12 protein-coding genes are annotated in these 14,691 nt (G+C 34.1%); 1 reads left to right on the top strand and 11 read right to left on the bottom strand.

What is annotated here, in order from left to right; all coding sequences use genetic code 11:
- The first annotated feature begins 28 nt into the window (after positions 1-28).
- Positions 29-2,335, top strand: coding sequence for an O-antigen ligase family protein (locus KAT95_00180; GenBank protein ID MCK4520278.1), 2,307 nt, complete (start codon positions 29-31; stop codon positions 2,333-2,335).
- Here the strand turns inward: KAT95_00180 and KAT95_00175 are convergent.
- From KAT95_00175 to KAT95_00125, 11 genes are all read right to left on the bottom strand, one after another.
- Positions 2,315-4,051, bottom strand: a complete 1,737-nt coding sequence (locus KAT95_00175; GenBank protein ID MCK4520277.1) for a hypothetical protein — start codon at positions 4,049-4,051, stop codon at positions 2,315-2,317. The genes KAT95_00180 and KAT95_00175 overlap by 21 nt on opposite strands.
- A 2-nt stretch (positions 4,052-4,053) precedes the next feature.
- Positions 4,054-4,908 carry a hypothetical protein gene (locus tag KAT95_00170; GenBank protein ID MCK4520276.1) on the bottom strand — a complete coding sequence of 285 codons (855 nt, stop codon included), beginning with the start codon at positions 4,906-4,908 and terminating at the stop codon, positions 4,054-4,056.
- 100 nt (positions 4,909-5,008) lie between these two features.
- A complete protein-coding gene (locus KAT95_00165; protein MCK4520275.1) occupies positions 5,009-8,047 on the bottom strand; it encodes a peptidoglycan-binding protein in 3,039 nt (1,012 codons plus the stop codon).
- 289 nt (positions 8,048-8,336) lie between these two features.
- On the bottom strand, positions 8,337-8,555 hold the full coding sequence (locus KAT95_00160) for a hypothetical protein (protein ID MCK4520274.1): 219 nt from the start codon (positions 8,553-8,555) through the stop codon (positions 8,337-8,339).
- Positions 8,556-8,561: 6 nt separating this feature from the next.
- Positions 8,562-9,293, bottom strand: a complete 732-nt coding sequence (locus KAT95_00155; protein MCK4520273.1) for a hypothetical protein — start codon at positions 9,291-9,293, stop codon at positions 8,562-8,564.
- Between the two features lie 80 nt (positions 9,294-9,373).
- A complete protein-coding gene (locus KAT95_00150) occupies positions 9,374-9,871 on the bottom strand; it encodes a sigma-70 family RNA polymerase sigma factor (GenBank protein ID MCK4520272.1) in 498 nt (165 codons plus the stop codon).
- Positions 9,872-9,956: 85 nt separating this feature from the next.
- Positions 9,957-10,511: a DeoR family transcriptional regulator gene (locus KAT95_00145; GenBank protein MCK4520271.1), complete on the bottom strand. Its 555-nt coding sequence runs from the start codon at positions 10,509-10,511 to the stop codon at positions 9,957-9,959.
- 219 nt (positions 10,512-10,730) lie between these two features.
- Positions 10,731-11,318 (bottom strand): hypothetical protein, encoded by a 588-nt coding sequence (locus KAT95_00140; protein MCK4520270.1) that lies wholly within the window; start codon positions 11,316-11,318, stop codon positions 10,731-10,733.
- A gap of 367 nt (positions 11,319-11,685) precedes the next feature.
- Positions 11,686-11,895: a hypothetical protein gene (locus KAT95_00135; protein ID MCK4520269.1), complete on the bottom strand. Its 210-nt coding sequence runs from the start codon at positions 11,893-11,895 to the stop codon at positions 11,686-11,688.
- 801 nt (positions 11,896-12,696) lie between these two features.
- On the bottom strand, positions 12,697-13,896 hold the full coding sequence (locus tag KAT95_00130) for a restriction endonuclease (protein ID MCK4520268.1): 1,200 nt from the start codon (positions 13,894-13,896) through the stop codon (positions 12,697-12,699).
- A gap of 76 nt (positions 13,897-13,972) precedes the next feature.
- On the bottom strand, positions 13,973-14,689 hold the full coding sequence (locus tag KAT95_00125; protein ID MCK4520267.1) for a serine protease: 717 nt from the start codon (positions 14,687-14,689) through the stop codon (positions 13,973-13,975).
- Positions 14,690-14,691 lie beyond the last annotated feature (2 nt).

Raw genomic sequence — 14,691 nt, 5'->3', positions numbered from 1 at the left:
TTATTTCTTTTTTATATCATAAAATAATATGGAAAACAATGTTAATGAAAATAAATTTAAATTAGTTTACTTAATCGGCTTTCTTTTGATTTTGACTTTGCCGCTTTGGAATTTACCGCCATGGTTTTCGCCCCCTGATTGGGGAAAAACAATTGTTTTCAAGATTGTTTTATCTGCTTTGATTTTTTTGTTTATTTACCAAATACTTTCTAAAAAAGATTTTGCTGCTGATATTAAAAATAAAATTTCAGGATTTTCATTACTATCGCCATTTTCTGCTTTAATCGCACTCTTTGGAGTTTTTTTCTTAGCCACAATATTATCTCAAGAACCCTATTTTAGCTTTTGGGGTTCGCCTCATCGCTCTGGCGGATTTTTAAATTTCGGTTTTTGTATTATTTTCGCTATCTTAGCTTTTTTTATCTTGAAAGACAGAGATTGGAAAAAAATATGGATTTTTAACATAATTATTGGAATTTTGGTCTCTTTTATTGCAATTTTCCAACTTTACGGACTTTTTGAAAATATTTTAATCCCTTTTGATGGACGGCCTCCTTCTACAATCGGCGGACCAACATTTTTAGCTATCTACCTTATATTATTAAGTTTTTTAACTCTGGCTTTTGGAATTAAAGATAGAAATCTGTTTAAAAAAATCTTTTATTTCTCTTCTTTTACATTATTTCTCTTTACTATCCTTATTGTCACTCAAACAAGAGCTGCTTTTATTGGTCTTTTTATAGGTTTTGTATATTTCTTTTTATTCTATCCTGCTAAAAGCAAAAAAATCATTCTTGTTAAAATCTTAGCTAGTTTAGTTTTAATTTCAGGCATCTATGGTCTTTATTATGTAAACACTGCTTCAGAACTGCCTCAATTTATTCAAGAAAACAAATTATTAAAATCAGCTGTGAGCAGATTGTCAATTGAAAGAGCTTTAGATGACCCGCGCATCTCTGGCTGGAAAATCAGCTGGCAGGCGCTGAAAGACAAGCCAATCATTGGTTATGGACCGGAAAACTTTTCTATCGGTTTTGACAAATATTATGACCCTACTCTGCCCAAAATTGACGAGGCATGGGGTTCCTGGTGGGATAGGGCTCATAATTTTTTCCTTGATATTAGCACTAATACTGGTATTTTAGGATTGATTGTTTATTTGTCACTTTTTGGGGTCTTAATTTATGAACTGCAAAAATTAAAAAAAAGAAAACCAGAAAATCTAATAATGTATCATGGTATTCAGGCAACTTTTTTAGCTTATTTGGCTGCTAATTTCTTCAGCTTTGACACTTTCTCTACATACTTAATTTCCTTTCTTCTAATCGGTTATTGCCTAAGTTTAATAAACCAGCCAAATGAAATGGAAATCAGAAGTGTCCAAAAACTCACGATCGTGAAAATTTGGACACTTTTAAAAAAATACAAAAAGGCAATTATTGTTATTTTATTTTTATTCCTAATCTGGTTTATCTGGTTTAATATAAGCGCTTTTCAGGTTAATAAAAATCTAAAACTGGCTGGATATTATTCAAACGAAAAAAACTTTGAAAAGAGCTTTGAGTACATAGAAAAAGCACACAACAAACACAGCTTTATAGACAATTATGCCGGCTTGAGATATATTGACGTTATCAGCGCATATTTTAAAAACGCAAATCCTTCCCCCCAGGAAATAACTGAAAAAACTAACAAAGCAATAGAAATTTTAAGGAAAAATATAACTATTCGCAAAAATTATGCCCGTTCTTGGCTTTTATTAGGCGCTTATCTTAATATATCTTTGGAAACGCAAAAACATTCTCCTGAAGATTTTGAAAAAATAAAGCAAGAAGCAAATTCTGCTTTTGAAAGAGCTAATCAATTAAGCCCGAAAAGGCAGGAAATCATTGCTGAATGGGTAAAAACCGACTTACTGTCTCATAACTTCCAGCAGGCAGAAGAAAAGTCACAGATGTGTATTGATATAAATCCAAAGTTCAAGGATTGCTTTTGGATGATGGCTTTAACCCAGGCATATTTAAACAATATTGAACAAGCAAATGAAAATATAAAACTTGCTTCTAAAAAAGGTTATCCTGTAAATAATGAATTATCCTTGCTACATTTGTCTAAAGCTTATTATTATAATAAAAACTATGCAGAAATGGTTGCAGTGTATGAAAAGCTAATCAAACGAAAACCTAATTATGTTTCATACCGTCTCAACTTAGCCATTTTATACAAAGAAACAGGCAAATACAAAGAAGCAAAAAAACAAGCCCTAAAAGTAATAGAACTTGACCCAAATCTTAAGCCGCAGGCAGAAGAATTTCTAAGAACCCTGCCTATTTAACAATTCATTGATTTTTGCGCGCGTGGAAGAACCGACAAAACCAGTTCCATTTTCCAAGCCAAGCGGTTCCAATATCTCTGATTTATATTTTTCTTGAAAGCGGATAACCGCTTTTTTTGTTAGAGAGAGAAAATTGCCTGTGACCAACCCTTCCGGATAAACATCCTGGCCCTGTGATTTTAAAAACTCTTGAAGGCAGCTCACTTCATTGTTGTCCAGAAAGCCGAAGGAAAGATTGTTTTCTATGTTTTGGCAGGTTTGGTTATATTCATTTTTATTTCTCTCTGCTAAAATAGCATTTATTTTTGCCTGAATCATGGCAATTTGAGCTTGTAATTCAGCAATTTGTGCAAGAAGCGCCTGCCTTAATTCTGCTTCTTCCTGCTCCGGTGTTCTCTTTACTGTTGACAAAGTAAAAGAATATTTATAGGAATCCTCTTCGCCGTTAAAACCGGCTGTTTTTTCCTGGACTGAAGGAAGAAGAAATAATGATTTATTCTTTGTCCCGAAATCAGAAACATAAAGAACAGCTTTGTTATCATCGTCAAATTCAATAAAACCAATAGAAAACTCATCATCTGTTGACTCTATCAAATAAGGCACTATTAAATTAGTCCCTGAATTATCTTCAAATTCAACTTTTAAAGCATCTTTGCCTCCAATAATCTTATGCCAGTTCCCTGCCCAATCCTTAGTGGTATCACTTACAGAAAGAGTTGTCTCGCCTTTTTTAGGAAGAAAAATAATACGGGGTGAGATTTTTAAATTTCTTAAATTATCATTTAAATAACAATACTCTTCTCCGAGCTCACAATCATTGATTAAAACAGTAATTGTCCAGTCAGTAAATACATCTGAAAAATCCTTGTCAAAACCGTTTTTTTCCAAAGCATAGTTTAAAGAGGCAATGCCTGTTTTTGACGAGGTAAGCGAATCAACTAAAATCTTTATACCATAATGGTCAACCAAGTATTGGGTAAAAAGATTGACAACCGCATAGTCAGATTTTTCATTAAGCCATTCTGTCAAAGAATCGCCAGGAGAGTTTAAAAAACTTCTTACTCTTGCGGACAAATTGCTGTTTTCATACTCATCATCATAGCCCAAAAAAGTGGAAGTATGGTCAGCCCTTGCTTCATTGAGCCATATTTCTTCAGAAATTCCATAGCTGTTATCTTTCTGGTTAAAAGTGATTAAATGCATAAATTCATGCGCCAAAAAACCTTTTAGATTCGCGCTGTCAATAAAATCAGAGCTAAGATATACCATTTCCCTTTCATTTGATGCTGGCACCAGGGCTTTTTCATACTCATCTCCAGCATTAAAATAACCGGCTATATCATTAATCATCTTATGAATTAGCACTGTAATATGCCCGTCATTATCAATTCCTGTGTTCCATTCTATGCCAAAAGTTGGAGTCATTAATGGATAAATCTGTTCTTCAAACTCTTCTGCTAATACATCTAACTTTTTTCTCTTTTCCTGTTTTTGGACATCATTCAACTGGTTCCAGTATTGGTCGTCAATATAAAAATAAAGCTGGGAGCTTCTCTCTCGCAAAGTGGCTGAAATCTGGTCTCTTTCTTGCGAATCATATAAAGAATCAATAAAAAAATCAATGTTTTGGCCAATATAGTCAGCTGAAACAAAAAAAGGAGAAAGGCAAAACGCCAATCCAACAAAAAATATTTTTACTGAATTATTTGTCTTCATTATTACGTGATTTGCTCTTGAAGTTTTTGAATTAATTGAGTTATAAGTTCAATAATCTGCTGCTGGATTTCTTTGATTTTTTCTTTAAGCTCATCGGCTGTCATTGGTGTAATAGGTTCTGGTTCTGGCTCTGGCTCTGGTTCCTGAATTTCTAAAACAACTGTTATAGCAATTGCTTCTTTTGGTTCTTCTGTATTGTTCCACCAATCTATAGCTCTTGTTTTGATATTGTAATCTCCTTGTGCTGGATCTTCCCAAACATACTCCCAAGTAAAACCGGTCTCAATGCTAGTTTTCGGATTTGCTAAAACCCATGTTTCTCCATTGTCAAAGCTGATTTCTACTTTTTGCACAGAAGAGCCGCCAGTATCAGTGCTTTGTCCTTGAATAGTAAAATCCTGTTCAGCTAAAATTTCCTGGTCTTGTTCAAGATTAGTTATCAAAGAAACAGGCGCTTCTTCATCTTTATTTTCATCCAGCTCTACAACATAACAACGGACAATATTGGAAATTCCTGAACTGCCGTCATTATTAATCGCTTTCATTGCAAAAAACAAAGTAGCATCATCAGGCAAGCCATAAACTATGGCCTGTGTGGTTTCAGCTTCCCAATTCTGGGAAAATTCTGTTGCCTGGCTATAATTTGAAGCATTAATATTGGATAATGAATATTTTACCTCCCAACTGGTAGGACTGTTGCTTGGTATGACCCAACGCAGCCAAACGCCATTATTAACCTTGCCTTCAATGCACCTTAAACCAGTAATAGCGCTCGGCGCTGCCGCGCTGACTGAATTTGTTATTAAAAAAATACAACTAAAAATTAATAAAAAATAAAATAATTTTAAGTAGTTCATATTACTTAATTATATAATAATTCAAGAATCCATGCAAACTAAAAAGCCGTCCCAAAAGGAACGGCAATTTAGTTTCCCTACAAGGAAAGGAAAATAGTCGTTACAGATTTATGGTAATTGTATTAGCTTCTGATTGAATGCTCCAGTTATCTCCGCCGAAACCAACTTCACCGTCTGTTATAGTCACATCAGTGTAAGCCGCTATATACCATTTCTGGCTCAAGTCAACTGTTCCCCAATCAGAATCAGTAAAGTCAACTCTTAATTCAATGGTCTTAGGAACGCCGACTTCAACAGTCAAATTAGTGCTAATGCCTGAAAAAGCAATGGTTCCATCCCCCTGAGTAAGAACACGACTAGTGGTTAGTTGTGTGCCATCTCCGTCATAAAGCTTGAACAATGTTGCGTCAGTGGTTCCAGTAATAGCAGTTGGTATTCCACTATCAGTGGTAAATGTTATAGCTGTTATAACAGCGTTTTCCAGTTCAGCGTCCATATTTGCAACATCCCATTTACCAACAACTGTGTTGCTTGTTGGGCTGATTGTCCCAGAAGGCGAATCAGATGCTTTAGTTATTTCTACCACTTTAGTATCTAACTGGAATGTACCTCCGCTAAATGGAGAACTAATAGCAAAATCAATAACAGCGCTAGCGTCTGCGTCTGTTCCACTCTCAATACCAGTCAAGGTCAAAGAAGTAGTAGCGGATACGGTCAAATGGAAATTACCAACATCAGCAGTGCTTGTAGGATTACCTACTAATAGAACTGTTCTGTAGACATTCTTTTCAAAAAGAATATCATCGTCCCATGTGTCAGAATCAAAGGTGAATACACTACTCGCTTCTGAAACTGAATCAGTTAAGGCAGTAGTAGGAGTTCCATCGACATTGATATCATCAGCAAAAATCCTTAAAGCACCAAGTTTGCCAGTAGTTGATGGAGTAACAATCAAATCTTTTAGCTTCATATTCTCTCTAGTTGCTCTAATCTTTAAAGCACCTAAAACAACATTAGCGCTTGGAGTTAATACACCTTGATTATAATGGGTCAAGGTCTTGTTAGTGCTTGCCGCGCTTGTAAATGTTCCAGCAGCATAAATCTTAATCGCAGTGCTGGCAACATCATTAGTAGAAGAAATGGTTTCCCCAGAAGACATACCAGTTCCAGAATAACCACTAAAAGTAATAGTTATCACATCATCATTAACATCCAAATTAGTAGTAATTCCTCTAACAGCTAACTTCTTAGTGGTTCCAGCAGGAACAGTCCAAGACAAAGAATACACTTCTCCAGGAGACACGGTCTCAGCATTTACGGTTAATGTAGCAGTAGAAACCCCGCTAAAACCAGTATCAGTTATTTCATAAAGACCAACAGAGCTTAAATAATTAGTAGAGTCAATATCAGGGGTACCAGCAAACAGAATATTAATGGTATCAAATATTACATCCTCTCCAGTTGCTTTTACATCAAACACAGCCAAAGTTTGAGGGCTGGTTGATTGAATCATAAAAGCATCCTGTCCTTGAGGATGGCTGGCAGACATTGAAACAGATACTGTACCTGTTCCAATAGTAACTGTGTCAGCAGTAGTTGTTCCAGTGCTGGAGATATTTACTCCAGAAGTAGCTCCATTACCAACTACAGCGCCAGCAGCAATTGCCATTAAAATTGTTCTGTTATCACCGCTTGCAATATCAGCAATCAACTCAAAACTCTGGGAATAACCTTTAGTTAGAGCTACTGGAGAAGTTAGATTGAAAGTAACTTTGTCATTACTGCCTAATGTTTCAGCATCAGTAACTGCATCTCCGCCGATTTTTCTAACTTTAAGATTAGAAATATCAGAAGCAGAAATAGTTCCAGTATTGGTGAAAGTCATCTGGTTAATTGTTACATCTTCGTTAGAACCAGCAGAAACAGTGAATTTCTCTAAAACAACCTCGGTTTCTCCAATTTTAGCAGTGCTTTTTGGTAGAGAGCTGTATTCAGCTATAGTCAAGGTTCCAAGAGAACCAGCTGGCACAACAGTAAATACTTCACCTTTTACTGGAAAATCGCCAGTAAAGGTTGCCCCGTTTATTGCATCAGCAGAATCAATACCCATTTGAATAGTGGACATTGTTGTTCCAGAAGCGTCAACATTAACAGCAACGCTTAAAGTTCGGCTTCCTGCCTGTGCGATAGTTAGTTGAGGGACAATTACAAAAGTAGCTGTTCCTCCAACTAAATTCCTTTCTGTGGCTATTTCAACGTCATTTTCGTCAAGAATCTTGACTTTGGCAATAGTAGTAGTGTTTGTTTCAGCAGTTCCGTAATTCTTTAGTGTTAAACCATTAATGGTTGTAGCTTCATCTTCACTGCCGTAAATAATGAATTTGGTTACTGTGTTTAAAGCAGAACCTTTCATTACGTTAGCAGCAACTGGTGTTTCGTCAGAAAGCACAACGCTTAATGGTTCAACCACTCCTGCGTCTTTACAACTTGCATCAGCTACACATTGACTGGTTGCTGCTCCTTCGCAAACATCAGCTGCAGCTCCTGTTTCTGGAGTACAAGTTCGAGTTTGATTCATCTGAGTAGCAGAACAATCTCCACCACCGCAGACATCATCTACCCAAGCAGTACAATTACAGCCAGTAGGAGTTACTCCACTGACTAAAAGCTCATTTAACTTTGTTCTGGTTGTTGAACCAACATAACCGGTTCCAGAAGTTAAACCCCAAGAAGCTAATACTTCATCAGCATATAGTTCCTGGAATTTGATTACTCCTGCTTTGGTCAAAGGACCAAAATAAGAAGTTTCATTTCCTGGAGAACCAGCTCCAGTTGTACCTAACTTTGTTACAGAATCAGTGTTTAAAACAATCTGTAAACATTTAACATCGTCGCCAGTCATTCCTACACTAAGATTGCGGTCAAAACTGGTAATTGTACAACCTTCAATGGTACCTGTTGTGCCGCTAAGACCAGCCAACTGCGTCTGCAAATCAGCTAATTGAGCTAATAATAGGTCAATTTGAGCCTGCAGATCTTCAGTAGTTGTTGCTTGAACTGGCATAACAACCAAGCCCATCATCATTGACGCGCAAGCCAAAGTTGTAATACTAGCAATAATTTTTTTCATTTTAGACATTTATTAATTTTTCTTTAATATTCTTATCTTGTTTTTTATAAAAACAAGTAATTCTATTAAAGATTTTTATGTTTTTATTCTTTTATAACTATTATCGACCTTATGACATCTTTTGAATATAAAGAATTCTTTTTAGCTTTTAGCAAACATTCAGAAGATGTTTATTAATAGTTCTTTTCTTTGTTTTCTTTTCTTTTTGCCGACCTTTACCCCGTTAAACGGGATAAACAACTTTTAAAATAGTTGTTTTTAAAAAAATAATATAAGCTATTTTTTAATAGCTGATGCTTCAAACAATACCTTCCAATCTTGTTTCTATTCTATCTAATCTTGTCTCCATCCTATTTAATCTTTCAGTATGATCAATTAACATTACCCCATGTCTATTCAGAACCTCTAACGTCTCTTGATGTTGTTTAGTATTCTCATCAAAGCTCTTATTTATCATCCCGCCTAAATTTTCTTCAACTTTATCTAAATCTTGTTTTGTTATATTCTCGTTTGCCATATATCCTTAATAACTTAAAAGTAAGATTTTTTCAAGTGCTTGCTGAAAATCTCCTTGTCCAAGCAGCTCTTCTGCTTCATTTAATAATGTCTCTTGCTCAACATTCAAGGTTTTCCCCTCTAAACTTTTTATCTCCTGCTCTACCAAGCTCTTATAATAATCATTCATTGACTCGTCTAACTCTTCGCTGTCAATTTTTACAGCTAATATCTCTTCTACTTTTTCTTTCTGTACTTCTATGGCTTCAATTTTCTCTCTTACTTCTGCTGTAACAAGTGTATTTTTCAATGTTTCAGCTACTTCTTTCATAGCTTTTTCCACTTCTTGAACAGCTGAAGCAAGGTTTTTACCTCTATTTTCTTCAGCTATTATTGTTAATTCATTTAATTTTCTTTGTGTTAGATCTAATTGAGCATTAGTCCTGCCTTCTTCAGAAGTTAGGCTCAACTTAGTTTTCTCGCCAATTTTCTTCACTGAATAAAGCAAATCCCCGGGTAAAGCGTTTTCAGCAAAGCTGAAAACCGTGAATAACAAACAAAAACAAAGAGCCGTTGCAAAAGCCGGCTTTAGATAAGGCCTAACATTAAAAACTGAAATAAATTGGGAAATAAAAGATTCTTTTACTTTATTATCTTTATTATCGCTCAAAATCTGATTTTTTGTCAAAACAACCCAGTCCTGACTGGGTTTGATTTCTTGTAGTTTTTTTAATTTTTTAATGAGTTCTTTTTCGGTCATTAGACCTAAAAATACAAAATTATTGCTTCTTTCTATAATATATGACGCATTTTAAGCTCTTTTGTTACACCCCCTCCTCCCTAACTCAACTCTTTTTTAAGGGCTTTTAAGCCGCGATGAAGCATAACCCGAATCGTGCCTTGCGGCTTATTCATCATTTTAGCAAGCTCTGGAACAGATAAATCATCTAAATAATGGCAGATAATAATATCCTGATACTCTGGTTTAATGTTATTTAAAGCTAATTTCACGCTGTTGATGTCAGACATTAACAAGCTTTTTTCTTCTAAATTAGGCTGATTATCCTCTATTTCCTTGCAATTTTCTATAGAAACCAGCTTAGCTTTACTATTTTGACGATAATGGTCAGCAATCAAATTCCTGGCAATCTGATAAGCAAATGCTTGGGGATTTTCAATATTATTCCCTTTATTCAAACTCTGCCAAACCCGGGTAAAGACCTCTGAACATAGGTCTTGAGCTATTTCTTGAGAACTAACCTTTAAAAAGACAAAACGGTATATTTTATCAATATATTGATCGTATATTTTACTGAATTTTTCCTCTAAATTATCCATAAAATTGATGATTTGTACTTTTGTCGTATCAATGTCGTATCATTTTCAATTTTGTCGTATCAATGTCGTATCATTTGTCATGACATTATACTAATTCATAGAATGTTTTGTTAAAATCGTGATGCGCTTTTACTAAACCCTTATTTGCTAAAAAACCTAAATCTCTTTGAATGGTTCTTTTACTAATTCCTGGAAGACTATCTTGAATTCCCTGCACCTGAATTTTTTGTTCTTTGCTAATAATATCTAATATCCGCTCTTGACGTTGCAAAACCCATTCCCCAATATTCTCTTCTTCGTTAATCTTTTGAGGTTCGGTTTCAAAAGATTCTTCTTTTTTTAATTCATTATATATTTTACCATATTCTCTCTGAAGCACTAAAAAATTAGTTGGGCTTGATAATTTTTTAACTATAGCTATTTCAAAATATTTTTTAAGATCTTCTATATTTTTAACAATTTCCCTGTCAAGTTCATCTGCATTAATGCCTAATTCCTTGCTGTTCTGTAAAAATAATAAATCATTTAAAATCTCATTTACCATTGTCCTTATCTCTGCTCTCAATGGATCTTGTTTTGGAAAAAGCTCTGTCACTTTATAAACAGTAAAACTAAGATTGATAATATATTCTTTATCCATAATTAAAAGCTTTCCTCCTTAAAAGATTTTCTATACAATCACTATACCAGAAAATAAAAAAAGGAACAAATCCTTGTTTATATAATAGGAAAACCTCATTTTTAGTCAACTGTGGATAACTAATAAATTAACTTTTTTAATAAAAAAATAGGGCTCAAGTAAATACTATATTGCCCTTTGTGAGATTTTATTTTTTTCGCAAGTTTTCGCAAGAGTTTTTTACCAGTAAGTTTCTTTGGCTATTACTTTCATTCTTGAGAAAAGAGCTCTGGATAAGATCTGGGAAGTTTCCAGGTCTATTATACAGCAGAGAAGGATATAATTAGTAATTCCATCTAATCTATTAACTCTTTCCCAGGCCTTTTTTGCTTCTTCTACAAAATCGTAAAATTTAGCTTCCATGCGTTGATGGACATCGAAATAGCACTGAATGAGATTATACTTTTCTGTTTGCGGCAATAAACGGTTGGTTCTAAACTCTTTTTTCTCGAAATTAAGAGCTATCAAAATCTCGTCTTGACTAAATGGCTGCTTTAAGGCCTCTAAACACTCTTCCCAGGTTGGGTAATTCTGAGCGCTACTGATTAAATAATAATCCAGAAAGCCAAGGTTTACCAACCTAACCAATGTAAAGTCGCTCTCAACCACTACTTCTCCTCTTTGAAAAACACTTATCTTTTCTCTTGCTACAGGGTCGTCTAATTTAACCCTGCAAACTCCGTTAACTCTTGAAGATTTGATTATTCCTGGTCCATCAGGGGTTAAAACTCTCAATCCTGGCTTCAACCATTCTTCTTTTACAGACATTTTTATACCTCCTTTTTTATTTTGTACTGATTTGTGCTAACTTTGATATTACTTATTTACCCAAACCTGTCAATACTTTTAAAAAGGCATATATACCATTATAACAAGTAAAGTTTTATAAAAACCAAAAAGCCCCGTAGGGCTTCTTGGTAATACTCATTGTTTTAAAAGGTAGATGAGTATCAAAATCAGAATAATGTGTTCCATCTGATTTGCCTCCTTTGTGGAATAATTGGGGGCATCAACCTTTCTTGACCTCCTGCCCCCATTATTTTAAATATATCATATGAAATTATATATATACAACACCCATAACTCTATCTGCAAAGTTAGTTGGTCAACAATTTTAAACTTGATAATTAAAAAACTATTCTGTTTTTAGTTTTTCATCAAGAAATTTTTTGCTGAATAAGTGTATATAACCGCAATCACGACAAATTACCGCAACAACATTGTCTCCTTCTCCCATTTTGACCGCATTTGTTTCATCATCAAGAGCAAACAGTATAAATGGCATCTTTCTAACATCACATTCCTGTCCACCACAATTTATACATTTATTCATTATTTTGCTCATAATTGGAATATATTTTTCACAACTCATATTATTTAAAAATTATATTTAATCCCATCGACCTTTAATAATTTAATTATAGAGATACTCATTAAAAAATAAAAAACATTGACAACTAATAATCGGCATGATAAAAGTTATCCACAGGTTAAATCTTAATAAGGTGGTATAATAAAAATAGAGATATTCTCATTTGGGACAATTGCAGTGTCTATTTGGGCAGTTACAGCAAGTTCTTTTAGCACTGAATTAAATTAACTTAATAACTAATGGTTTTAGAATCTTCAACCTTTATGGTTGGAGATTCTTTTTTTGTCTCATTAATTAGGTTTTCGATCTTTTCTGTTGTGGCCTCGAAACGAAGCCATTTGCCAAATTTACTAATAATAGCATATCCAATTTTGTTTGGGTGATGAACCCAATTACAAAAGATAAATTTATCTTTCGCAAAACATATTTGAGAAGGTAGTTCATTAATTCTGATTATCAATTTTCTTGGTGCTAACTTTCCCTCTGCAACCGCCCCAAATAAAAATATCAATAAGCTAACAAAAAATCCCAGCCTGAAAACGAAACACCAAGAGGTAAATATGTTATTTACCATCTCTTGAAGCACCAAGTGGTTATTCCTCTTGATGCCTCGTTTTCAAAATGGGAAGCAAATTTTGATTTTTTTATTTTATGATAACAACATATTTTACAACAATAACAAATGATGCTTCTTATAGAGAAGACGAAAAATCAAGGAAAATATTACACCGCTAATTTATTAAGGTTTTTTTGGTTTAAATCGGTAAATACTTACTAAATTATTGGTTTTTTCTTTTCCAATAAATCCTTGACTGTAATCAATTTTATTTCTAATCCTTCTTTGTTTTTAATCCGTGCTACTTCTTCATAAGCACCCTTGCTAAAACTAAAAGCTACGATATAACCTTTTTTATAATCCGCTCTTTTAAGTGCAGTTTCAAAATTATCTACAATATTACGTCCCACTCCATCAGATTGTTTTACTTGTATTCCTGCTGATTTGGTTAAAATGCTTTCAGGATAATAACCATCTAACCCCATATCTCCTACCTTTTTTCTGCTTGCATTGGCTCTCATTTTATCTATCACTACCCAGTTTTGAAATTCAAAAGGCTCTAACTTTTTCACTTCCTCTACCGTAGTGGGCATACCAATCACCTCGTAATTGATACCCTCTATTGTTTTTAAATTCTTTTTTAGCCTGCGTTCTATTATTTTAATGGCTGTCGGTGATATATCTATCCCTATCCATCTTCTACCTAATTTTTGAGCTGCAGCCATTGTTGTCCCACAACCACAAAAAGCATCTAACACTATATCGCTTTTATTTGAAGACGCTTTTATTATTCTCTCTAAAAGTGCCTCTGGTTTTTGGGTAGGATAACCTTCTAACTCTTTTGATATACTTATTAAAGCGTTAATATCGTCCCAAATATCTCTTATATAAACATCTCTATAATATCCTTCTTTGTCCTTTTTTGCATCATAAAATGATTTTTTATATCGCAATCTCTCTTTTTGTGGATTAAAAATATAATTTTTTGTTTTTGAGTAGAAAAAAATGCTATCGTGTTTCCTTGCCCATCTTTTTTTACCAACACCTTGAATTCTATAAGCCCAAACTATCTCATTTTGAAAATTCTCTGGCCCAAAAATTTCATCTAACATAATTCTTATATGAGCATTAGCGTGCCAGTCGCAGTGAATATAAAAAGAACCAGTAGGTTTCAGTATTTCATACATCGCTTGAACTCTCGGTTTTAACCAACCAATGTAATGTTCTACTCCGCCCTCCCATCTATCCCTATAACTTCTAACTTCTGCTTCATCACCCCAGACAACCTCATATTGTTTGTGGGTAAAAAATGGTGGGTCAATGTAAATTAAATCCACATTCTCTTTAGGAAGTTTAGCTAACTCCTCTAAATTATCCCCACAAATAAGTTTATTGGTTTTCCAAAGCTTGTTTTCCATTGTTATTTATAATTTTATGAAGTCTATTGAAATTCAGCCTCAATAGATTGTAATCTCAATAGATTGTAAAATCTTTTTAAAATCCGAGGAAGGTTTTGATTTTAAGTACTGGGATGGTTACAATCCTGTCATCTGAGTCAGTTGTGTTTAAGCCCAAAACATTGCCCTCAATATCAAATAATGGGCTGCCTAAGACATTGTTTTTTTCAAAAATATTTGTCTCAATCAAATCCTGGCTAAAACTGCTTATAATACCTTGATTAACAAAAGTTTTTGGGAATTCTGCTCCTATAAGAAAAACTCTTTCACCTAATTTAAGCTTTTCAAAACCATTAAAGCCAGTGGTGGCTAAATCTGCTGCTTCAAGCTTTATCTGCGCTAAATTATTTTTTAAATCTCTTTTTACAACCTTGCCGTTAACTTTTTTGAAATCAGAGCCATCTTTAATGTAGAAATTAAATGTTGAGCCCTGAGGCACAAGTTCGGCTAAAGAAACTGCTATGCCGTCAGAAGTATAAATTAAACCAGAGCCGTATAAAATTTTCCCTGTTTTTTTAATTGTTTTTATCCCTATAACTGTTTTCTCCACTTTTTCTACTGCATTTTCCAAGGCAGTATTTTCTTGGATAATAGTTTCTCTTATTTCATTGATATAAACAGGCGGCTGGTCCAATCGGTATTCTAAAAAAAGAGGCCTTTCTATAAAATAAGGCCAAAGAATCTGGTCAGCAAAAATACCGCCTATTGTTCCGATTATAAAAATGACTATTATTTGAAATGCTAATTTAGGCATAA

It is taken from the genome of Candidatus Parcubacteria bacterium, from assembly GCA_023131895.1.
Lineage (GTDB): Bacteria > Patescibacteriota > Minisyncoccia > Minisyncoccales > JAGMDC01 > JAGLYZ01.
This window is presented reverse-complemented; position numbering and strand designations above follow the sequence as displayed.

Bases quoted from the DNA above. Each gene is read 5' to 3' on its own strand.
- KAT95_00180 (MCK4520278.1), top strand. From the start codon at position 29: ATGGAAAACAATGTTAATGAAAATAAATTTAAATTAGTTTACTTAATC.
- KAT95_00175 (MCK4520277.1), bottom strand. From the start codon at position 4,051: ATGAAGACAAATAATTCAGTAAAAATATTTTTTGTTGGATTGGCGTTT.
- KAT95_00170 (MCK4520276.1), bottom strand. From the start codon at position 4,908: ATGAACTACTTAAAATTATTTTATTTTTTATTAATTTTTAGTTGTATT.
- KAT95_00165 (MCK4520275.1), bottom strand. From the start codon at position 8,047: ATGTCTAAAATGAAAAAAATTATTGCTAGTATTACAACTTTGGCTTGC.
- KAT95_00160 (MCK4520274.1), bottom strand. From the start codon at position 8,555: ATGGCAAACGAGAATATAACAAAACAAGATTTAGATAAAGTTGAAGAA.
- KAT95_00155 (MCK4520273.1), bottom strand. From the start codon at position 9,293: ATGACCGAAAAAGAACTCATTAAAAAATTAAAAAAACTACAAGAAATC.
- KAT95_00150 (MCK4520272.1), bottom strand. From the start codon at position 9,871: ATGGATAATTTAGAGGAAAAATTCAGTAAAATATACGATCAATATATT.
- KAT95_00145 (MCK4520271.1), bottom strand. From the start codon at position 10,511: ATGGATAAAGAATATATTATCAATCTTAGTTTTACTGTTTATAAAGTG.
- KAT95_00140 (MCK4520270.1), bottom strand. From the start codon at position 11,318: ATGTCTGTAAAAGAAGAATGGTTGAAGCCAGGATTGAGAGTTTTAACC.
- KAT95_00135 (MCK4520269.1), bottom strand. From the start codon at position 11,895: ATGAGCAAAATAATGAATAAATGTATAAATTGTGGTGGACAGGAATGT.
- KAT95_00130 (MCK4520268.1), bottom strand. From the start codon at position 13,896: ATGGAAAACAAGCTTTGGAAAACCAATAAACTTATTTGTGGGGATAAT.
- KAT95_00125 (MCK4520267.1), bottom strand. From the start codon at position 14,689: ATGCCTAAATTAGCATTTCAAATAATAGTCATTTTTATAATCGGAACA.